The 19460-nt window shown below is 72.0% G+C and carries 20 protein-coding genes; 14 read left to right on the top strand and 6 right to left on the bottom strand.

What is annotated here, in order from left to right:
* Positions 1–92 precede the first annotated feature (92 nt).
* Positions 93–389: a hypothetical protein gene (locus ABZ707_RS18465; protein ID WP_360175444.1), complete on the top strand. Its 297-nt coding sequence runs from the start codon at positions 93–95 to the stop codon at positions 387–389.
* 112 nt (positions 390–501) lie between these two features.
* Here the strand turns inward: ABZ707_RS18465 and ABZ707_RS18460 are convergent, their stop codons facing one another.
* A complete protein-coding gene (locus ABZ707_RS18460) occupies positions 502–2115 on the bottom strand; it encodes an MDR family MFS transporter (protein WP_360175441.1) in 1614 nt (537 codons plus the stop codon).
* A 47-nt stretch (positions 2116–2162) separates the two neighbouring features.
* Positions 2163–2813, bottom strand: a complete 651-nt coding sequence (locus ABZ707_RS18455) for a TetR/AcrR family transcriptional regulator (RefSeq protein ID WP_360176010.1) — start codon at positions 2811–2813, stop codon at positions 2163–2165.
* A gap of 63 nt (positions 2814–2876) precedes the next feature.
* Between ABZ707_RS18455 and ABZ707_RS18450 the strand changes: the two genes are divergently transcribed.
* A complete protein-coding gene (locus ABZ707_RS18450) occupies positions 2877–3860 on the top strand; it encodes an aldo/keto reductase (RefSeq protein ID WP_360175438.1) in 984 nt (327 codons plus the stop codon).
* Positions 3861–3940: 80 nt separating this feature from the next.
* Here the strand turns inward: ABZ707_RS18450 and ABZ707_RS18445 are convergent, their stop codons facing one another.
* Complete coding sequence (locus ABZ707_RS18445) at positions 3941–4456, bottom strand: MarR family transcriptional regulator (protein WP_360175435.1); 516 nt, start codon at positions 4454–4456, stop codon at positions 3941–3943.
* A gap of 290 nt (positions 4457–4746) precedes the next feature.
* Here ABZ707_RS18445 and ABZ707_RS18440 point away from each other — a divergent pair, with 290 nt between their 5' ends.
* A complete protein-coding gene (locus ABZ707_RS18440) occupies positions 4747–4950 on the top strand; it encodes a cold-shock protein (RefSeq protein WP_167022364.1) in 204 nt (67 codons plus the stop codon).
* Between the two features lie 302 nt (positions 4951–5252).
* Here ABZ707_RS18440 and ABZ707_RS18435 read toward each other — a convergent pair whose 3' ends face one another.
* A complete protein-coding gene (locus tag ABZ707_RS18435; RefSeq protein WP_360175431.1) occupies positions 5253–6743 on the bottom strand; it encodes an MFS transporter in 1491 nt (496 codons plus the stop codon).
* Positions 6744–6952: 209 nt separating this feature from the next.
* On the opposite strand from ABZ707_RS18435, the gene ABZ707_RS18430 reads away from it, so the two are divergent.
* Positions 6953–7378 (top strand): pyridoxamine 5'-phosphate oxidase family protein, encoded by a 426-nt coding sequence (locus tag ABZ707_RS18430; protein ID WP_360175428.1) that lies wholly within the window; start codon positions 6953–6955, stop codon positions 7376–7378.
* Positions 7379–7454: 76 nt separating this feature from the next.
* Here ABZ707_RS18430 and ABZ707_RS18425 read toward each other — a convergent pair whose 3' ends face one another.
* Positions 7455–8096, bottom strand: coding sequence for a histidine phosphatase family protein (locus tag ABZ707_RS18425; protein WP_360175425.1), 642 nt, complete (start codon positions 8094–8096; stop codon positions 7455–7457).
* Positions 8097–8380: 284 nt separating this feature from the next.
* On the opposite strand from ABZ707_RS18425, the gene rpmG reads away from it, so the two are divergent.
* The 6 genes from rpmG (at position 8381) to ABZ707_RS18395 (ending at position 15337) form a co-directional block, all read left to right on the top strand.
* On the top strand, positions 8381–8545 hold the full coding sequence (gene rpmG / locus ABZ707_RS18420; protein ID WP_360175422.1) for a 50S ribosomal protein L33: 165 nt from the start codon (positions 8381–8383) through the stop codon (positions 8543–8545).
* A gap of 62 nt (positions 8546–8607) precedes the next feature.
* Positions 8608–8871, top strand: coding sequence for a type B 50S ribosomal protein L31 (locus ABZ707_RS18415; protein WP_360175419.1), 264 nt, complete (start codon positions 8608–8610; stop codon positions 8869–8871).
* A gap of 514 nt (positions 8872–9385) precedes the next feature.
* Positions 9386–10849 carry an acyl-CoA synthetase gene (locus ABZ707_RS18410; protein ID WP_360175416.1) on the top strand — a complete coding sequence of 488 codons (1464 nt, stop codon included), beginning with the start codon at positions 9386–9388 and terminating at the stop codon, positions 10847–10849.
* Positions 10842–12257 (top strand): carboxyl transferase domain-containing protein, encoded by a 1416-nt coding sequence (locus tag ABZ707_RS18405; RefSeq protein ID WP_360175413.1) that lies wholly within the window; start codon positions 10842–10844, stop codon positions 12255–12257. The genes ABZ707_RS18410 and ABZ707_RS18405 overlap by 8 nt, the downstream gene beginning before the upstream one ends.
* A gap of 52 nt (positions 12258–12309) precedes the next feature.
* On the top strand, positions 12310–13269 hold the full coding sequence (locus tag ABZ707_RS18400) for a DUF2510 domain-containing protein (protein ID WP_360175410.1): 960 nt from the start codon (positions 12310–12312) through the stop codon (positions 13267–13269).
* A gap of 574 nt (positions 13270–13843) precedes the next feature.
* Positions 13844–15337, top strand: coding sequence for a UDP-N-acetylmuramoyl-L-alanyl-D-glutamate--2,6-diaminopimelate ligase (locus ABZ707_RS18395; RefSeq protein ID WP_360175407.1), 1494 nt, complete (start codon positions 13844–13846; stop codon positions 15335–15337).
* A gap of 36 nt (positions 15338–15373) precedes the next feature.
* On the opposite strand, the gene ABZ707_RS18390 is transcribed toward ABZ707_RS18395, so the two are convergent.
* Complete coding sequence (locus ABZ707_RS18390) at positions 15374–15946, bottom strand: cupin domain-containing protein (protein ID WP_360175404.1); 573 nt, start codon at positions 15944–15946, stop codon at positions 15374–15376.
* Between the two features lie 172 nt (positions 15947–16118).
* Here ABZ707_RS18390 and ABZ707_RS18385 point away from each other — a divergent pair, with 172 nt between their 5' ends.
* The 4 genes from ABZ707_RS18385 to ABZ707_RS18370 all read left to right on the top strand — a co-directional run bounded on the left by ABZ707_RS18385 (position 16119) and on the right by ABZ707_RS18370 (position 19406).
* Entirely contained in the window at positions 16119–16598 is a 480-nt protein-coding gene (locus tag ABZ707_RS18385) for an Rrf2 family transcriptional regulator (RefSeq protein ID WP_360175401.1), read from the top strand.
* The gene (locus tag ABZ707_RS18380; RefSeq protein ID WP_360175398.1) at positions 16595–17560 is read left to right on the top strand and encodes a DsbA family protein; all 966 of its coding nucleotides are present in this window, start codon (positions 16595–16597) and stop codon (positions 17558–17560) included. The genes ABZ707_RS18385 and ABZ707_RS18380 overlap by 4 nt, the downstream gene beginning before the upstream one ends.
* A gap of 881 nt (positions 17561–18441) precedes the next feature.
* On the top strand, positions 18442–18624 hold the full coding sequence (locus tag ABZ707_RS18375) for a hypothetical protein (RefSeq protein ID WP_360176027.1): 183 nt from the start codon (positions 18442–18444) through the stop codon (positions 18622–18624).
* The gene (locus tag ABZ707_RS18370) at positions 18621–19406 is read left to right on the top strand and encodes an alpha/beta hydrolase (protein ID WP_360175395.1); all 786 of its coding nucleotides are present in this window, start codon (positions 18621–18623) and stop codon (positions 19404–19406) included. The genes ABZ707_RS18375 and ABZ707_RS18370 overlap by 4 nt, the downstream gene beginning before the upstream one ends.
* Positions 19407–19460: the final 54 nt, after the last annotated feature.

Here is a 19460-nt window from a genome sequence, read left to right as displayed (position 1 = left end):
GCGCCGTACGGCTCGTTGGGGTGGCGAATCAGGCCAGTGGCGCCGGCGGGACCGGGCGCGGCCGGCCTTCGGCGAGCGACCCGGAGACAGCCATGACGACTGCACACGCCCCCCACCCGGACCACACCCATCAGCACGGTTCCGGCTGCGGCCATGTGGCCGTTCCGCACGGCGATCATGTGGACTACGCGCACGACGGCCATCTGCATCAGATCCACGAGGACCATGTGGACGAGTGCGACGCCCACGGCCACACGCCGCACAGCGGTCACTCGCATGAGCACGGCGACGGCTGCGGGCACGCCGCGGTGCCTCACCGGGGCCATGTCGACTACGTGCACGACGGACACCGGCACGCCGAACACGAGGGCCACTGGGACGAGCACTAGGGTTTTCCGGTTGGATCGGGCTGGCCCGGGATCCATGGCGGCCCACCGTACGGCCCCGGCCCCGGCGCACCCATGAGGGCGCGGCCGGGGCCGGGGCCGTACGGCGCGGGGATCAGCCCACCGGAGCGGGCGGCGCGGTCTTCGCACCGGCGCCCGCGTCGTTGTCGGGCTGCTCGCTCTCCTCGGCGAGCCGCTCCAGACCGCTTGTCGTCTTGAGCGGCTTCTCCTTGATGAAGATCACCGCGACCAGTGCCAGCGCGGCGAACGGCGCGGCCACGAGGAACAGTTCCGCCGTGGCGAGGCCATAGGCGTTCTCCACGATCTCCCGCATGGGCGCGGGCAGGGTGGACATGTCCGGTACGGTCGTCTCGCCCGAGGCGGACGCCGCCCCGCCGCTCTCGCCCAGGCTCTTGGACATCTCGTCCGCCACCCGGTTGGCCAGCACCGCGCCGAGCACACTGGTGCCGATCGTGCCGCCCATGCTGCGGAAGAACGACAGCACGGACGTGGCGGCGCCCAGTTCGGTGGCCGGGACGTCGTTCTGTGCCGCGAGGACGAGATTCTGCATCAGCAGGCCGACACCGATGCCGAGCACGGCCATGTAGAGGCTGAGCAGCCCGAAGCCCGTGTCGGCGTCAATGGTGGCCAGCAGGCCGAGGCCCGCCGTCATGATGACGCCGCCGGCCACCAGATAGATCTTCCACTTGCCGGTGGCGCTGATGATCTGGCCGGCCACGGTGGAGGACACCAGCAGACCGAGGATCATCGGCAGGCTCATCAGCCCGGCGACGGTCGGGGACTTGCCGAGCGCGATCTGGAAGTACTGCGAGAGGAAGACCGTGCCGCCGAACATCGCCACACCGACCAGCAGGCTGGCGATGGTGGTCAGCGAGACGGTCCGGTTGCGGAAGATGGTCAGCGGGATGATCGGTTCGGGGACGCGGGACTCCACGAAGACCGCGGCCACCAGCAGCACCGCACCCGTACCGGTCAGCGCCGCTGTCTGCCAGGACGCCCAGTCGAACCGGTTGCCCGCCAGCGAGGTCCAGACCAGCAGCGCGCAGACGCCCGCGACCAGCAGGAAGGCGCCCAGGAAGTCGATCTTCACCTCGCGGCGGATCGTCGGCAGCCTGAGGGTGCGCTGCAACAGCAGGATCGCGGCCAGCGCGAACGGCACCCCGATGAAGAAGCACCAGCGCCAGCCCAGCCAGGAGGTGTCCACCAGCACACCTCCGACCAGCGGACCGGCGACGGTGCCGACGGCGAAGACGGCGCCGAAGATACCGGCGTACTTGCCCAGCCGCCGGGGCGGGATGACCGCCGCCATGACGACCTGGGCGAGCGCGGTCAGACCGCCCGCGCCGATGCCCTGGACGACGCGGCTGAAGATGAGCAGACCGACCCCCTGCGAGAAGCCCGCGAGCAGGGATCCGACCACGAACATCGCCAGCGAGAGCTGGAGCAGCAGCTTCTTGTTGTAGAGGTCGGACAGCTTGCCCCAGAGCGGCACGGTCGCCGTCATGGCGAGCAGTTCGGCGGTGACGACCCAGGTGTACGAGGACTGGCTGGCGCCGAGGTCGGCGATGATGCGCGGGAGGGCGTTGGCCACCACCGTGCCGGCCAGGATGGCGACGAACATCCCCGCCATCAGCCCGGACATGGCTTGGAGTATCTGCCGGTTGGACATGGAGGTCGGCGCCTGTTCAGGCGCCTCGATTGCACTCAAGGTGTCCTTCTTGGGAATCCGTGGGATGGCTGCGTGGGAAACAGAGGTCAGCGGTCGGCCGGCGGTTCGGGAAGCCCCGCCGCGAGATGGGTGAAGACCCGCCGGAACACATCAGGGAAGGCGGCGCCCGGAGCCTGGGCGCACCAGTGCTCGATGGCGACCCGGGTGGCGGTTCCGGCCACGGCGGCGAGCAGCCGCGGATAGAGACCGGGATCCCCGGGCCCGGAACCCCGCCCGGCGCCCGGCCCGAGCCGGTCGGCGAGGGCCTCGGCCAGTTCGAGTTCCTCGGCCATGTGCGCGCCCAGGCCGCGGACCAGCAGATGCGGGGAGCGCTGGAGCACCTTGGCGCGCAGGCTCCAGAGCTCCTGGCGCTCCTCCACGTCGGCGAGTTCGGTGGCGAGCGCCTCGCGCACAGCGTCGAGCGGCGGCAGACCGGCCGGCGCCTCGCGCACGGCGCGCCGCACTCGCTCGCCCGCGTCGCGGTCGATCATGACAAAGGCGTCGTCATGGCTCTCGAAGTAGTTGAAGAACGTGCGCGGCGACACCCCGGCCGCCTCGCTGATCGCCTCGACGGTGACGTGCTCGGCCCCGTGCTCGGCGGCCAGCCGGACCGCCGCCTCGGCCAGCGCCGCGCGCGTGGCCTGCTTCTTGCGCTCCCGGAGGCCGGGTGCAGCACCTTCATTCGTCACATCTTGCAGACTATGCAAAAGTGCAGGATCTGCAAAATTAATAGGCGCGGCTGCCGACGTAATATCACCCCTATGGAACAGCGTGTATTGGGCAGGACAGGACAAGAAGTCTCCGTCGTCGGACTGGGGACATGGCAGCTCGGGGCCGACTGGGGCGATGTGGCCGAGTCGGACGCGTTCGCCGTCCTGGACGCGGCGGTCGAGTCGGGTGTCACCTTCTTCGACACGGCGGACGTGTACGGGGACGGCCGCAGCGAACAGCTCATCGGCCGGTATCTGAAGGACCGCCCGGACGCCGGTGTGTTTGTCGCGACAAAGATGGGCCGGCGCGCCGACCAGGTGCCGGAGAACTACGTGCTGGACAACTTCCGCGCCTGGAACGACCGTTCACGGGCCAATCTGGGCGTGGACACCCTGGATCTGGTACAGCTTCACTGCCCGCCGACGAGTGTGTACTCGTCCGACGCCGTCTTCGACGCCCTCGACACCCTGGTGGCGGAGCAGCGGATCGCGGCCTACGCGGTGAGCGTCGAGACCTGCGCCGAGGCGCTCGCCGCCATCGCGCGTCCCGGTGTCGCCAGTGTGCAGATCATCCTCAATCCGTTCCGGCTGAAGCCGCTCGAAGAGGTACTGCCCGCCGCCGATGAGGCGGGCGTCGGCATCATCGCGCGGGTTCCGCTCGCCTCCGGTCTGCTGTCGGGCAAGTACACCAAGGACACGGTCTTCGCTGCCGACGACCACCGTTCGTACAACCGGCACGGTGAGGCTTTCGACCAGGGCGAGACCTTCTCCGGCATCGACTACGAGACGGGGCTGGCGGCGGCCGTCGAGTTCGCCGAGCTGGCTCCCGAAGGAGCCACTCCGGCCCAGACCGCGCTGCGCTGGATCATCCAGCAGCCCGGCGTCAGCAGTGTCATCCCCGGTGCCCGCTCCGTGGAGCAGGCGCGTGCCAACGCGGCGGCCGCCGGTCTCGCGCCGCTGCCGCAGCCGACGCTGGACGCCGTGCAGGAGCTGTACGACCGCCGCCTTCGCGCCTCGGTCCACCACCGCTGGTAGGAAGCGGCGGACACCTGCCGCACCCGGGCCCGTGGTCACGGTACGCACCGTGGCCACGGGCCCGTGCGCGTGGAGGCCGGTCAGCGGGGCGCGGCGGGCGCTCGGCGGGCCGTGCCCGGTACGGCCCAGTCGGCCAGGCGTTCAAGGATCCGTACGACCTCGGGGAGCGCGTCCCGGTCCAGGTCGTCCAGGCCCTCCGCGACGGCCCGGGCCAGCCACGCCTCCCGGCTCGCCGGCGCGGACCGTACGGCCTCGCGGCCGCTGTCCGTCGCGGAGATCAGTATTCTGCGGCCGTCCGCCGGGTCCTGGTGGCGTGTCACCAGGGCGCCCTCCTCCAGCGCCGCAACGATCTGGGCCATCGACTGCGGCCGCATATACGCCGCGGCGGCCAGACCGCTCGTGGTGCACGGCGGGCCGGACACCACACGCCTGAGGGCGGCCAACTGGCTCCGGCTCCACGGGGAGGGGGCGGGCCCGGACTCCTGGCGCAGCCGGCCGCGCAGCCGGTCGACGGCGAGGGCGAGATCGACCGCCGGAGCGGACGCGTGGGCCCCGTCCGGGGCCGTCGCCGGCTCTGATGCGGGTTCCGGGGGCACGGCGGCCATCATACAGCCCCATTCAACAGGTAGCCTGAAGATAAGAACGGCCGACAGTGCGCCCATCGCGGTCCGATACGCGGCACAGACGCAAGAGTTGGCCGTTCCTGTGGCTGTATCGCTTCGGGCCATGTAGCGTCTTGATCAGCTGTCGTGGTTCCGAAGTACCGCTCGCCCGTGACGTGCCGTCACGGGCGTTTGTGCTGTTCAGCGTCTCTGCGGACCAGGGCGATCACCTCCGGTTCCCGCACCGTGCGGGAACTACGCGTCCCTTGAAACGGAGACTTGTCATGGCCAGTGGAACAGTGAAGTGGTTCAACTCGGAAAAGGGCTTCGGCTTTATCGCGCAGGACGGCGGCGGCCCCGACGTGTTCGCGCACTACTCGAACATCGCGACGTCCGGCTTCCGTGAGCTGCAGGAGGGCCAGAAGGTCACCTTCGACGTCACGCAGGGCCAGAAGGGCCCGCAGGCGGAGAACATCCTCCCCGCCTGAGGCGTGTTCCGAAAGTAGCGCCGTCCGCCCGGAGGGCGGGGCCCGGGGTGCCGGGCGTCGCAGGTCGGGCGGGACTTTCGCGACAGGCCCTGTCCGTCCTGCGGACAGGGCCGTCCCGCGAAGCGCGGACAACAGGGCGCCGGTCCGGTGGAATTCCCTTCCACCGGACCGGCGTCCGCCGTGTTGTCCGGGCCGACTGGGCTGTCCGTGTTGCCTGGGGTTGTCTGGGGTTGTTCGGGTTTGTTCGGGGTTGTTCGGGCTGTGCGGCCCGGCCGGCTCGACGGCCTGTCCGGACGGACGGGTCAGACCGCCCGCGTGCTCGGTTTGTCCCCGTCTGCCGCGGGCCTGGCGGAGAGCGGCCTGGCGATGTCCTCAAGGGATTTGCCCTCGGCGGCGACGGCGAAGAAGACCGCCACCAGGCCGGCGAGCACCATCAGCGAGGCGCCGACGCAGAACGCGATCACCGCGTCGCCGACGACTCCGCTCTCGGTGAGACCGGCGAAGAGCAGCGGCCCGGAAATACCGCCCGCCGCGGTGCCGATCGCGTAGAAGAACGCGATCGCCATGGCACGGGTCTCCATCGGGAAGATCTCGCTGACCGTGAGATACGCGGAGCTGGCACCGGCCGAGGCGAAGAAGAGGACCACGCCCCAGCAGATGGTCATGGTCGTCGCGTTGAGCCAGCCGTTGTTGAAGAACCACGCGGTGAGGAAAAGCAGCAGCCCGGAGACGATATAGGTGCCCGCGATCATCGGCTTGCGGCCCACCGTGTCGAACAGGCGGCCGAGCAGCAGCGGGCCGAGGAAGTTGCCGAACGCGATGGCGGCGAAGAAGTAGCCGGTGGAGCCGCTGGAGACGTCGAAGAACTTCACCAGGATCGAACCGAAGCCGAAGGTGATGGCGTTGTAGAGGAACGCCTGGCCAACAAAGAGCGAGAGCCCCAGGACCGCCCGTTTGGGATAGGCGTGGAACAGCGTCTTGCCGATCTCGACAAACCCGATGGAGCGCCGCTGCTCAATGGTGATGGCGCTCTTCGGCTCGGGCAGCGCCCTGCCGGTCTCCGCCTCGATCTCCCGCTCCACCTCGCCGACGAGCTTGTCCGCGCCCTCCGAACGGCCGTGGATGAACATCCACCGCGGACTCTCCGGCACATGACGGCGGACCAGCAGGATGACCAGACCGAGGACGACGCCCAGGGCGAAGGTGAGCCGCCAGCCGAGATCCTTGGGGAAGATGTCGGTGTTGAGGGCGAGGACCGACAGCAGCGCGCCGCCCATGGCGCCCAGCCAGTAGCTGCCGTTGATGATGAGATCGACGCGGCCCCGGTACTTGCTGGGAATCAGTTCGTCGATGGCCGAGTTGATGGCCGCGTACTCGCCCCCGATGCCGAAACCGGTGAGGAAGCGGAAGAGGAAGAACCACCAGACCGAGAAGGACAGCGCGGTCGCGGCGGTCGCCGCCAGATAGACGGCGAGGGTGATGAGGAAGAGCTTCTTACGGCCGTACCGGTCGGTGAGCCAGCCGAAGAACAGCGCGCCGGAGCAGGCCCCGGCCACATAGAGGGCCGCGGCCATGCCCGTGACCTGGGCGTCCGAGATGGGCAGCCCACTGCCGTCCTCCGAGAGGCGGCTCGCGATATTGCCGACGACGGTCACTTCCAGACCGTCGAGGATCCATACCGTCCCCAGACCGATCACGATCATCCAATGCCATCGTGACCAGGGAAGACGGTCGAGTCTCGCCGGGACCTTCGTGGTGATGGTCCCGGTGCCCGTATCTCCCGAGTGGCTCATGGTCTCTGCCTCCTGCCTGACAACGGCCCGATCGGCGCCGTGGCGCTGGCTGCGGTTACCCATGATCAAACTGGATAAACGGCGCTTCCGCGCCTGTTGACGGGCGCGTCGCGGCGCCCGGACAAGAACGGCTGGCCATGCTGGAGGAGCCGCCTCCGGGGGGACGGACGGGGCGGACGAGACAGATCGGATCGACGGAGGAGATCAGGGTGGCCCTGACCAGAGAAGAGCGCGAACAGTTCCTGGCCGAACCGCATGTCGCCGCACTGGCGGTGAACGCGCCGGACGGACGGGCTCCGCTCACGGTCCCCATCTGGTACCAGTACGAGCCCGGCGGAGGCGTCTGGATCCTCACCGGACGGCATTCGCGCAAGAGCCGGCTGATCGGCGAGGCCGGCCGCTTCTCCCTGCTGGTCGACCGTGTCGAGCCCACCGTCCGGTATGTGTCCGTCGAGGGCTCCGTCGCCGCCACGGACGACGCCACCCGCGAGCAGCTCCACGAGATCTCGGCGCGCTACCTCCCGGCCGGCAAGGTCGACGCCTATGTCGATGTGGCCTGGCGCGAGCACGGCGAGCAGGTCATCATCCATATGCGGCCCGAGCACTGGTACTCGTCCGACCTCGGACGGCTCTGAGGCGACCGGGTCCCGCGCGCGGGGCCATGGTGTCGGGCGCCACCCGGGGAGGCCGGAGCCGGGCGGCCCCTCGGGCTCAGACCGCGGTCTGACTCTCCCGTGCCGCCGCGCGCAGGACACTCTCCGGGATCGCCACATTCCATGCGGAGACCACGGGGCGTTCGTGCTCGGTGCCAAGGCGCGAGACGGTGCCGGTGGCGAGCTGGAACAGGGACCCGGCGGCGGGGGACAGCCCGAGATAGCGCGCGGTGAGCACGCGGAGGAAGTGGGCGTGCGCGACAAGGGCGACATCGTCGTCGCTCGTACGAAGAGCGTCGGTGGCCTCGGCCAGGACCCGGTCCGCGCGCTCACCGACCTCCGCGGGGCTCTCGCCGGCGTGGCCGTCGGGCCCCGGGACGGTTCCGTCGGTCCAGAGGTCCCAGTCCGGGCGCGTGCGCCTGATCTCGTCGGTGGTGATGCCCTCGTAGCCGCCGTAGTCCCATTCGTGCAGGTCCGGGGTGATACGGAGATCGCCCAGGCCGGCCAGCCCGGCCGTACGGCGCGCGCGGGCCAGCGGACTGACCAGGACGAGCCCTATCCGCCGATCGGCCAGCAGGGGCGCCACCGAGCGTGCCTCGCGTTCGCCGTCCTCCGTCAGGGGAAGGTCGGTGTAACTGGTGTGCCGGCCGGACCGGGACCAGGCGGTCTCTCCGTGCCGTACCAGGATCAACTCACCCATGAGTGCCGCCTGCTTCCTGCTCTCTGCGCCCTGCCGACGAGGACGTTCCCGGTGGCCTTCGGGCCCGCGTCCCGCCGGGTCCGAAGGAAGAACTCGCGGAGCGCCGAACTCATTCCGCGGCGGACCGCGAGGGTCGCGACAAGGCCAGTGTCCCTTGTTCCCGGAGGCGAGACCTGGCGGGAATGCCACCGGGGACTCGCGCGTTACCCCCTCGTACAGCTTGACGGTAACGACATCGCCTCCGGTTCGAAGGCCCTGTCCGGATAGAACGTCTGGAGAACCTCATGGCACGCAGTGAGGCCCGCCCGGTCATCACACTCCGTTCCACCGCGGGTACCGGTCACGCCTATGTGACCCGCAAGAGCCGCAGGAACGACCCCGACCGCATGGTGCTGCGCAAGTACGACCCCACGCTCGGGCAGCACGTCCTGTTCCGCGAGGAACGCTGACCGGAGTCCCGCCGATCGCAGCGGCCCGGCCGCCCCGCTCCGCACCGAGGAAGGAAACTCGCATGAAGCCTCGTATCCACCCCGTCTCCCGTCCGGTCGTCTTCAGGGACCGCGCCGCGGGAACCGCCTTCCTGACCCGCTCCACCGCGGACTCGACGCGGAGCGTCGAGTGGGAGGACGGCCACACGTATCCGGTCATCGACGTGGAGATCTCCTCCGCGAGCCACCCCTTCTACACCGGCAACACCCGTGTGGTGGACACCGCCGGCCGGGTGGAGCGCTTCGAGCGCCGCTACGGCACACGTCGTACGGACACACAGAGCTGACTGGCGCGGCCGACGACTGAGCGGCAGTCTCCGAGCCAGAGGGCCGGGCAGGACCCCAGGAGGGTGCTGCCCGGCCCTTTTCGCGCGTACGGGCCGGAGAAGCAACCGAATCCGGTCCGGGGGCGCACGCACCGGCAGTGGCGCGGTTCACATGGCGGGTCCGCGAAGATGTGGAACAGCGCCCCCTGGCTGAGCGTTCCTCCCTACATGGTCGCGGAGGGGACAGTGTCCCCGGGCCTCACTCCTGGCCCATGGGGACGATCGTCCGGCTGAAGCCCTGTGGAGCCTTTCGCCGCGAGGCGACCGCCCTTCGCGACCACACCTGATCGGCCCCGGCTGGCATCCCCCGAACCAGCCGGGGCTCTCTTGTGCGCCCAGGGAGTCCCCAAGACCCCCGGTCCCACGTCCCGGAGGCATCGTGGTGGCGTCGGTACCCGCCGCCGCCGGGCCGGCACCGGCCGTGCCAGGCTTCGGGTTGACCGGCCTGACTCGTCGACAGCAAGGAGAACGACGCGTGTCCCCCTTCTTCCCGGCCCTCGCCGCGCGTTCGGACCGGCCCGCCCTCCGGTTCGGCGACCGGGCTCTCACCCACGCCGAACTGGCGGCTGCCGCCGGTTCTCTGGCCGCCAGGATCGCCGGCGCGCGTCGCGTCGCGGTCTGGGCCACGCCGACCCTCGACACGGCCGTCGGTGTGGTGGCCGCGCTGCTGGCCGGTGTGCCCGTCGTACCGGTCAATCCCCGAAGCGGTGAGCGGGAACTGGCCCATGTCGTGGCCGACAGCGCGCCCACACGCGTCGTGGCGGGACAGGACGCCGTACTGCCGCCGGCGCTGGCCGCGCTGGAACGCCTGGACGCGCTCGGTCCGTCGCCGCTTCCGGCCCTGCCGCCCGCCGGGCCGGGGGCCGGCCTGCCGCCCGAGCCCTCCCCGGAGTCTCCCGCGCTGATCGTCTACACCTCCGGCACCACCGGCCCGCCCAAGGGCGCGGTCCTGCCGCGCCGCGCCGTCGCCGCCACCCTGGACGCACTGGAGGACGCCTGGCAGTGGACGGCCGACGACGTCCTCGTCCACGCCCTGCCGCTCTTCCATGTCCACGGCCTGATCCTGGGCATCCTCGGTCCGCTGCGCCGCGGCGGATCGGTGCGCCACCTCGGCCTGTTCGACATCGAGGGCGTCGCCCGTGAACTCTCCTCGGGCGCCACCATGTTCTTCGGCGTGCCGACGATGTACCACCGGATCGCCGAGGCGGTCACCGACGACCCCGGGCTCGCCGGGGCCCTGGCCGGTGCGCGGCTGCTGGTCTCCGGATCCGCCGCGCTGCCCGTGCGCGACCACCGGCGGATCGCCGCCGCCACCGGCCGCCGGGTCATCGAGCGCTACGGCATGACGGAGACCCTGATGAACACCAGCGTCCGCGCGGACGGGGAACCACGCGCCGGTACGGTCGGCCTGCCGCTCCGCGGCGTCGAACTGCGTCTGGTCGACGAGTCGGGCGATCCGATCGAGGCGTACGACGGGGAGACGGCCGGCGAGATCCAGGTCCGCGGCCCCAACCTGTTCACGGAGTATCTGAACCGGCCCGACGCGACCGAGGCGGCCTTCACCGAGGGCTGGTTCCGTACGGGCGACATGGCGATCCGCGACCCCGACGGCTATGTCCGTATCGTCGGCCGCAAGGCCACCGACCTGATCAAGAGCGGCGGATACAAGATCGGCGCCGGCGAGATCGAGAACGTACTGCTGGACCATCCCGGGGTACGGGAGGCAGCCGTGACCGGCGAACCGGACCCGGACCTGGGCGAGCGGATCATCGCCTGGATCGTCCCGGCACATCCCGGCAGTCCGCCGTCCGCCCAGGAGTTGGCCGACCATGTGGCGGCGCAGCTCGCCGCGCACAAACGGCCCCGCACCGTGCGCTATCTGGACGCGCTGCCCCGCAATGACATGGGCAAGATCATGAAGCGGGCGCTCCATGCCTGAGCGGATGAGCGCGCGTGCCGCGATCGCCGCCGTGACCGGGCCCGGGGGGTTCAGTGAACTGCCCGCGCCGGAGGACCCGCCGGGCCGATCCCCGGGACCGGACGGGCCTCTCGGCTGGGAGGGCTATGACGCCCTGCGCGCACGGGCCGTCGAGCGCACCGGCGAGAGCGAGTCCGTGGTCTGCGGCACCGGGCGGATCGGCGCCACGGACGTGGTGCTGATCTCGTTCGAGTTCGGCTTTCTCGGCGGATCGCTGGGGGAGCGTACGGGGGACCGGCTGGAGGCCGCGTACACCCACGCGCGCGAGCGGCGCCTGCCGGTCGTCTCATTGATCGCCACCGGCGGCAGCCGGATGCAGGAGGGCATGCGCGCGCTGCTCCAACTCCAACGGGTGGCACGGCAGTCCGCGCTGACGCGGGCGGCCGGGCTGCCCCAGGTCGCGCTGGTGCGCGATCCGACCGCCGGTGGCGGCTGGGCCACGCTGGGCGCGGGCGCGGACATCGTGCTGGCGCTGCCCGGCGCCCAGATCGGCTTCGCCGGGTCACGGGTGCGCCCGCCGGACGCCGATCCGTACGCCTACACAGCCGAGGCGCAGCTCGCCGCGGGCCATATCGACGCGGTGGTGCACCAGGACGAGCTGCGCGCCACCGCCGCCCGCTGGCTGAGCCTGCTGACCGGAGGCGTACGGGACGGCGCGGACCCGGTGTCACCTCCCGACGGCCTCGGCGGCACCGGGCTGCCCGCCACCGGCTGGGACGCGGTCCGCCGGGCGCGTTCGCCCGAACGGCCGCACGCCGGAGCTTATTTGGACGCGTTCTTCAGCCTGCGCGAGGCGATCAGCGGCGACCGCTGCGGCGGCACGGATCCCGGCCTGCTGTGCGGCTTCGGCCTGCACAGAGGCCGTACCGTCGCGTACGCGGCCCAGCTCGGCACCGCCACCCTCCCGGCCGGTTACCGCACCGCCGCCCGGCTGATCCGTCTCGCCGACCGGCTGGGGGTCCCCGTGCTGACCCTGGTGGACACACCCGGCGCGGCCAATGACGCCGAGGCGGAGCGCGCGGGAGCGGGCAGCGCCATCGCGGACCTCTTCGCCGCGGTGGCCACCGCACGGGTGCCGATCACCTCGCTGCTGATCGGAGAGGGCGGTTCGGGCGGCGCGCTCGCCCTGTCGGCGCCCGGCAACACCTGGGCCACGAACGACAGTTACTTCTCCGTCATCGCACCCGAGCTGGCCACGGCCATCCTCAAGCGCCCCCCGGACCAGACTCACGCGACGGCCGGACAGCTCCGGCTGCGCCCACAGGATCTGGTGTCCCTCGGTGTCGTACGCGGGATCGTGCCCGGTCCGGCACAGGAGGGCGGGGCCGAGCGGTCCCGCCCGGCTCCGCCGGACCGGCCGTCGCGCTGATTCTCATGGGGCTCTCAGCGGCCGTTCAGACAATGTGCTTAAGGTGAGAGCCGTGACGTATACGACTCCGCCCGGCTGGTATCCCGATCCAGGGCACTCAGGTGACGGTCCCCCTCAGGAACGATGGTGGGACGGCTCGGCCTGGACCGATGAGGTCCGTGCCGGATCCGCGCCGGTCTGGGGGCAGCCGGCCACGCCGCCCCTTCCCGTGGGCGCGCCGCCCTACCCCACGACCCCGCCGCCCGGCGCGCGCGGCCGGGGCAGGCGGGCGGTCCTCGGTGTCACCGCCGTGGTCGTCGTGCTGGCCATCGCGGGGGGCTTCTATCTGCTCGGACGCGGCAGCGGCGACGACAGCGCGGCCGGCCGCGCCACGACGCCCTCGTCGGCTCCCTCCCGCTCCGGTCCGCAGAACCTGGACCCCGACGGCCCCCGGCGCCCCGGCGACGGCGAGAGCGGCGCGCCCCGCCGGGAGGGGACCGAGGACGGCTACGCCACCGACGCGGCGAGCGGGATCAGCATCCCGGTACCGGACGGCTGGACCGGTGAGTCCGGCCCCATCGGCGCCGGGGTGACGACCGGGAACTACCCCTGCCCCGGGGACCCGTCCGAGACCTGTGTGCGCGGCGGGGTCTTCTCCTCTCCCGCCGCCCAGCTCAGGACCGGGGGCGACTCGGCCAAGGCGTCCGCCGAGAAGGACATCGAAGCCAACGCCAAGGAGTCCTACGGCGGCACGATCTACGGCGACATCTCCTCGCACGAGCAGCTCAAGTCCGAGGCGGTCACCGTCGCCGGGCAGAAGGGCTACCTGGTGCGCTGGAAGGTCGTCACGAGCAAGGGCGACGACGGCTATGTGCAGTCGCTCGCCTTCCCCTCGCCCACGTCCCCGGACCTGCTGGTCATCGTGCGCTCCGGATTCGACGTCAACGACAAGGCGCCCAAGCTGTCCGTGATGGACGAGATCACCCGCGGCATCAAGGCCGCCGAGGACTCCGGCTCCGGCCAGGGCGTCTGACACCGGCCGATCCACCGCCGCCCGCCGGGCGGGCCGCCCTGCGCGGCCCGCCCGGCGAGCGCGTTCCGGCGGCCGGTACCGGCGCCGCCCGCCCGCTCCGCGCCTTCGCGCCCGGATTCTCACCGGCTCCGGTACGGAGCCCGGAGTGCCCGGCGGCCCGTACACTCCCCTTATGGCCCGCACCCGTGCGACGAGGCAGTTCCCGCGAGAAGTCTCCGCCGCGCCGTGCACGGTCGCCGCGGCCACCGCGTACCCGGGACCGGCAGCCGCTTTGGGGACCTGCTGCCGCGCTCTGCACGGCCACGGCTGACGCCTCTCGTTGTCGAAGACGGGGCCCTGACGCCGCCCCGTTCTCGTTGCCGAAGACGGGGCCCTGCCGGCCTCCTGCGGCCTTCTCCCGCCCGTTCCTTCCCGTCACACCGCGCGGTACGCCCTGGTTCGCCCGCCACCACACCGGTCCGCGGCTGCCCGTGCCCCAGCACCCCATCATGTCCCGTGACGCCACAGCGCGCGGCCCGCGCCTTCCGGCAACCGTCGGGAGACCGGCCGCCGTCGCGTCCTTGAGAGGATCCCTGTGAAACTGAGTGAGTTGCTCGCCGGGCACGACCACGAGATCCTGCGGGGCGATCCGGAGACGGCGATCACCGCGGGCATCTGCTTCGACGCCCACCGGGTCGCACCGGGCTCGCTGTTCATCGCGGTGCCCGGCCACCGCGAGGGCGGTCCCGAGGCTGTGGGGCCGGCGCTCGCGCGCGGGGCGGTGGCGGTGCTGGTCGACGCCGGCGCGCCGGACCTTCCCCCGTCGGTGGGGACCGACACGGATGTGTGTCTGGTCCGGGTCGGGGACACCCGTACGACGGCGGCGGTCGTCGCCTCCCGCTACCACGGTGAACCGGGGCGGGGCATGGACATGGTCGCCATCACCGGCACCAACGGGAAGACCTCTGTGTCGTACATGGCCGAGTCCGTGCTGCGGATCGCCGAGGGGGCCACGGTCGGAGTCATCGGGACGGCCGGCAGCCGGATCGGCGACGAACTGATCCCCATGCCGCGCTCGGTACTGACCACGCCCGAGTCGCCGGACTTCCAGTATCTGCTCGGGTACATGCGCGACCGCGACGTGGGCACCGTGGTCCTGGAGGCCACCTCGATGGGTCTGTTGACGCACCGGGTGGACCACGCGTACATCGACGTCGGTGTCTTCACCAATCTGACGCAGGATCATCTGGATGACCACGGCACCATGGAGAACTACCGGGACGCCAAACTCCGGCTGTTCCAGGGGCTCTGCCGGCGCGCGGTGGTCAACGCGGACGATCCAGTGGGCGCCGGGATCGGCGCGCTGATGCCCGGGGCCGTGACGACATACGCCCTCGACGCCCAGGCGGACTACCGGGCGACGGACCTCACCATGGACGCCTTCGGTACCCGCTTCACCCTTCACCACGAAGGCCGCAAATACCCGGCGGCCATTCCGGTGCCCGGCCGGTTCTCGGTGGCCAACGCCCTTGCCACGGTGGCCGCCTGTCATCTGCTGGGGCACGATCTGCCCGGACTGGTCGGCGCGCTCGACCGGATGCCGCCCGTCCCGGGCCGGTTCGAGCGTTTCAGGACCCCGCTGGGGACATCCGTCATCGTGGACTACGCGCACTCTCCCGACTCACTGGACAAGGTGCTCTCCGCCATCCGGGGCTTCGCCCGGGGCCGGATCATCACGGTCTTCGGCTGCGGCGGCGACCGGGACATCACCAAGCGCGCCAGGATGGGCGAGATCGCGGGGACGTACTCCGATCTGTGCGTCCTCACCTCGGACAACCCGCGCACTGAGGATCCCGGGGCGATCCTCGACCAGATCACCCCGGGCATCACGGCCACCGGCACTCCCTTCGAGCGGCAGCCCGACCGCCGTCGGGCGATCGGCTTCGCCCTGTCGGCGGCGGGGCCCGACGACATCGTGCTGATCGCGGGCAAGGGCAGCGAGCCGTACCAGATCGTCGGCGAGGAACTGCGGCCGTTCAGCGACATGGCGACGGTCCGTGAACTCGCCGGGCAGGACGCCGCTGTCTGACGAGAGGGCGGCGGCCCCGGGCGGCGCGGACGCGCGTCAGCCGGCGTCGCCCTCGCCGAGGACATACAGCTCGGCGAGGTTGACCACGATCGCCTCCTGGGTGCTGCGGGCGATCACCACGACCGCCTCGTCGTCCGGGCTGGGATTCTCCTCGCGGTGCGGGACATAGGGCGGCACGAAGATGTAGTCGCCGGGGGAGGTGCGGATCCGGATCTCCTCGGGCGTGCCGCCGGAGTCGTCGAGGAAGACGAACTCCGGATGCCCCTTCACCACATGGATCGCGGTCTCCGACGCACCGTGGTGATGGTTGGAGGACGCGGTGCTGGGCGCGACATGCGTCTGCCCCATCCAGATGCGCTCGGAACCGACGCTGCTCCCGCTGATCGCGGCGAAGCGCCGCATTCCGCCGGTCTGGGCGGTGTCGCCATTCAGCGCGTCGGCGCGGATGTGATGGAGGCGGGCCCGCAGCGGCAGGGTGCTGTCCTCGGCCGCACGGGCGTGATCGTGGTCCGGGAGGTCGGGGTGGAACGCGTCGCGCTCGGCGGGCGGACAGGACGGGGCGGAGCCGGCTTCGTCGGGCCTGGGCGCTGACGGAGTGTGCGTGGCCATGGGAATCCTGCTCGTCGGGGCTGCCCGCGCGGACTGCGGGCGCGAGGTCCTGTCATCGACCGTAGAGAGCGCGGCAAATGGATGTCAAGATGTATCCATTACCGCCGAGCTGGTCGTTCCGGGCTCCCGGCGGGCATGGGACGGACACGGAAACCCCGGGGAGACGGTGCAGATGCAGATCTCGGCGAAGGCGGACTACGCGGTGCGGGCGCTGGTCGAACTCGCCGCCGACAGCGGCCGGCCCCTGACGTGTGAGGGCATCGCGTCGTCCCAGGACATTCCGTTCCGCTTCCTCAAATCGGTCTTCCGCGATCTGCGGCAGGCCGGCCTCGTCCGCAGTCAGCGGGGCTGCGAGGGCGGCTACTGGATCGGCCGTGACGCGACCGCGATCAGTGTGGCCGATGTGATGACGGCGGTCGACGGCGAGTTTCTGACCCTGCGCGGCGAGCGGCCGGACACACTCCGGTACCCGGGCGCGGCCCAGGGCCTGCCGGACCTGTGGCGCGCCGTCGAGGCGGCGGCGCAGGCCGTACTGGGCCGTACCACCATCGCCGCGCTGGCCGCGGAGGGCGGCCGGAGCGACGACGGCGGCGCGCGGCCCGAGCCGGGCGGGGTGGCGGCACACGGCTCAGCCCCGGCCGTTCACGCGTGACCGGCGAGCGCGTGACCGGCGAGCGTACGGCCGGAGAGGGCGTGCCGGGGGAGGGCGCGGCCGGGGACGCCTCCGGGCCGGCCGACGCGCGGGCGCTGCTCAGCGTCACCGAGTTCACCGATCCGGCCTGCCCCTGGGCCTGGGGCTCCGAGCCCGCCTTCCGGCTGCTCCGGCACACGCTCGGGCCGAGCGCGCGATGGCGGCGGGTCTTCGGCATCCTCTTCGACGAGGACGACGACCCCGCCCCGGATCCCGATGCCGAGGCCCGGTGGTACGAGCAGTTCATCCGCGAGGTGACGGAGCACACGGGGGCTCCCTACGCGCACCGGCTGCGCTGGCTGACGCGCAGTAGCTGGCCCGCGTCCCTCGCCGCGAAGGCGGCCGAGTCGCAGGGCCCCGAGATCGGGGAACGGGTCCTGCGGCGCCTGCGCGAGAGCACCTTCGTACTCGGCACCCCCGCCGACACGGTGGACGGCGTCCTGGACGCCGTGCGCGGGGTGCCCGGCCTCGACACCGGGCGGCTGCTGACGGAACTGGCCGCTCCGGAGACCCGGGAGGCCGTCCGTGCCGACTGGGCGGAGACCCGGCGCCCGGTCGCCGCTGTGCTGGATCTGGACGAGCCGGGACCGCACCCGGGCCGGGCGAAGGACGTCGGCGACTGCCGGCGGTACGCCCTGCCGACCCTGCTGTTCGACGGTCCTGGCGGCCGGGTGTGCGTACCGGGCTGGCGGTCCGTCGAGACCTGCCTCGACGCGGCCCGTACGGCGGCGGGCGGTCCCTTGCCCCTCACATCCGTACGGCCGTCCGCCGCGGCGGCGCTGGAACGCTGGCGGAGCCTGACCGGGCCCGAACTCGCCCTGCTCACCGAGGAGAAGGAACCGCCTCCGGGAGCCGTGCGGACCGACACGGGGAATGGCCCGCTGTGGCGGCACCCGGACGAGCCCGCCCCCGGCGTGAGGTGAATGCGGGGAGCGAAAGCGCAGGTCGTCAGGGTCTCGGCCAATGGGACACCAAGAGGTGTCCATTGACAGTCCGGCGCCGGGCCGTGAGGATGACGGACATGCATTCGACGCATCCCGGTGTGGTCTGCCGCTACGTGGATTACCGGCGCACCTCCAGCGCCCTCTGTCGCTGACCCGACCGCCGCAGCGGCCCGCCGGCCAGGTCCTGTCCGGTCGGTCTTCGCGGGACCGGTGCGTCCGCACGGCATCTCGCCGCGTTGCCGGGGTCGTTCATATACGTCCAGTGCGAGGACGCCCTTCCACCGTGCGACGCTCCGCCCCGGACGCCCCGGGCTGATCCGCCGAGATCGGCCGGCAGGACCCAGGAATCCCGTTGCCTCATGGCACTCCGGCTCCGCCCGGACCCCGCCGCGACAGCGGTGATCCGGGGACCCGCGCCGGGTCCCGGCCGATCGGCGCCCACCGCGTCATCCGCCTCGCGTCCGGGCCTCCGGCCCCGGCGATTTCCCCTCGTCCGCCGTATCCGCCCCGGGCGGTTCCGGTGCCCCGCCCCAGTGCCGCGGCGGACGGCGCCGGGCGCCGTCGCGCTCCCCGGCGCCGTCCACGACCCCACGCACCGGCCCGGCCGTCCGGCGAGCCCGCGCCCGCGGCGCCGCCGGCGTACCCCTCGTGGGCGCTCCGTCGCCGTGTCCGTCCGTGTTCTGTCCCTGTCCCGAGGGCTGCGTCTTCGTGCCGCGCTGCCGGTTCGCGGGACCGGAGTGCCGGGACGAACCCCGCCCGGCCGCCGTCGTGCCGGAGCGCGCCGGGCAGTCGCACACCGCCGCCTGCCATCACGCCGCCACCTGGCGCGGCCGTCCCGCCTGAAGAGGAGAACCACCACCATGGCCATCGAGTTCATCGGTATCGCCGCCGCCAAGGCGGCGGGCCGCACAGCACCGCCCGGGATCAGCGTGTCCTTCCGCCCCATCCTCGGCGCCACCGAGGAACTGGCCCGGGAACGTGCCCATCGCGCGGCCACCTCCGTCGCCGGCCAGGCCCTCACCACCACCGGGAGCGCGCGATGACCGGCCCGTCCGGCGCGCCCGTCGTCGGCGCGCCCGCCCCCGTGCACGACTGGTGGCCGCCGTCCGGTGTCGCGCCGCGCGGCACCCTGATTCTTCTGCCGGGCCGGGGCGAACACCCGCTGGTGTACGAGCGGTTCGGGCGCCGGCTGGCCGCCGACGGATATGTCGTCAGGGCGCTCGGCACGGCCCCTGACGACCCGGCCGAGGAGGTGCTGGCACGGGCGGCCGACGCGGCGGGCCCCGACCCCGCCGTGCCCGTCGTCCTGGTCGGCAGCGACACGGGAGCCCTCCAGGCCCTGGGCACCGCCGCGTCCGCCGACCTCCGGCTGCCCGTGGAGGGGATCATCGTCGCGGGGGCCGCACCGACCGGCGACGCCGCCGGCGCGCCAACGGAAAGCGGAACCAGCGCCTGGGACGACGAACTGGCGGCCCGTACCGCGTGCCCGGCGCACCGCAGACGGCTCTCCGAGGACGCGGACTTCGAGCGGGGCCGGCTCACCGGACCCGTGCCCGCCGGGCTCCTCCACGACGCGCGCCCCGGCTGCCCCGCCCTGATCCTGCACGGCGAGGCCGACCCCGTCACCCCCGTGGACCAGGCCCGGGACCTGGCCGCACGGCTGCCGCGCGCCACTCTCGCGGTTGTGCACGACGGACTGCACGACGTGCTCAACGACGCCTCGCACCGCACCACGGCCGCGGTGATCGTGCTGTGGCTGGAACGGCTGCGCGCCGACCCGGGACTGAGCCCGCTGCTCACGGTCGAGCGGGGCGCGGCCCTGTGAGACACCCCGCGCCCGTCCCGCGGCCCTGAGAAACGTCCGGCACGCCCCCGGACG

The organism is Streptomyces sp. NPDC006923, from assembly GCF_040635655.1.
In the GTDB taxonomy this organism is placed as follows: Bacteria; Actinomycetota; Actinomycetes; order Streptomycetales; family Streptomycetaceae; genus Streptomyces.
The sequence above is the reverse complement of the archived record's forward strand: the minus strand, read 5'-3'. Positions and strand labels throughout refer to the sequence as shown.

Excerpts from the sequence above, each read along its gene's own strand:
- ABZ707_RS18370 (WP_360175395.1), top strand. The coding sequence starts at position 18,621 with ATGACCGGCCCGTCCGGCGCGCCCGTCGTCGGCGCGCCCGCCCCCGTG.
- ABZ707_RS18440 (WP_167022364.1), top strand. The coding sequence starts at position 4,747 with ATGGCCAGTGGAACAGTGAAGTGGTTCAACTCGGAAAAGGGCTTCGGC.
- rpmG (WP_360175422.1), top strand. The coding sequence starts at position 8,381 with ATGGCACGCAGTGAGGCCCGCCCGGTCATCACACTCCGTTCCACCGCG.
- ABZ707_RS18435 (WP_360175431.1), bottom strand. The coding sequence starts at position 6,743 with ATGAGCCACTCGGGAGATACGGGCACCGGGACCATCACCACGAAGGTC.
- ABZ707_RS18405 (WP_360175413.1), top strand. The coding sequence starts at position 10,842 with ATGCCTGAGCGGATGAGCGCGCGTGCCGCGATCGCCGCCGTGACCGGG.
- ABZ707_RS18465 (WP_360175444.1), top strand. The coding sequence starts at position 93 with ATGACGACTGCACACGCCCCCCACCCGGACCACACCCATCAGCACGGT.
- ABZ707_RS18375 (WP_360176027.1), top strand. The coding sequence starts at position 18,442 with ATGGCCATCGAGTTCATCGGTATCGCCGCCGCCAAGGCGGCGGGCCGC.
- ABZ707_RS18390 (WP_360175404.1), bottom strand. The coding sequence starts at position 15,946 with ATGGCCACGCACACTCCGTCAGCGCCCAGGCCCGACGAAGCCGGCTCC.
- ABZ707_RS18385 (WP_360175401.1), top strand. The coding sequence starts at position 16,119 with ATGCAGATCTCGGCGAAGGCGGACTACGCGGTGCGGGCGCTGGTCGAA.
- ABZ707_RS18415 (WP_360175419.1), top strand. The coding sequence starts at position 8,608 with ATGAAGCCTCGTATCCACCCCGTCTCCCGTCCGGTCGTCTTCAGGGAC.
- ABZ707_RS18425 (WP_360175425.1), bottom strand. The coding sequence starts at position 8,096 with ATGGGTGAGTTGATCCTGGTACGGCACGGAGAGACCGCCTGGTCCCGG.
- ABZ707_RS18450 (WP_360175438.1), top strand. The coding sequence starts at position 2,877 with ATGGAACAGCGTGTATTGGGCAGGACAGGACAAGAAGTCTCCGTCGTC.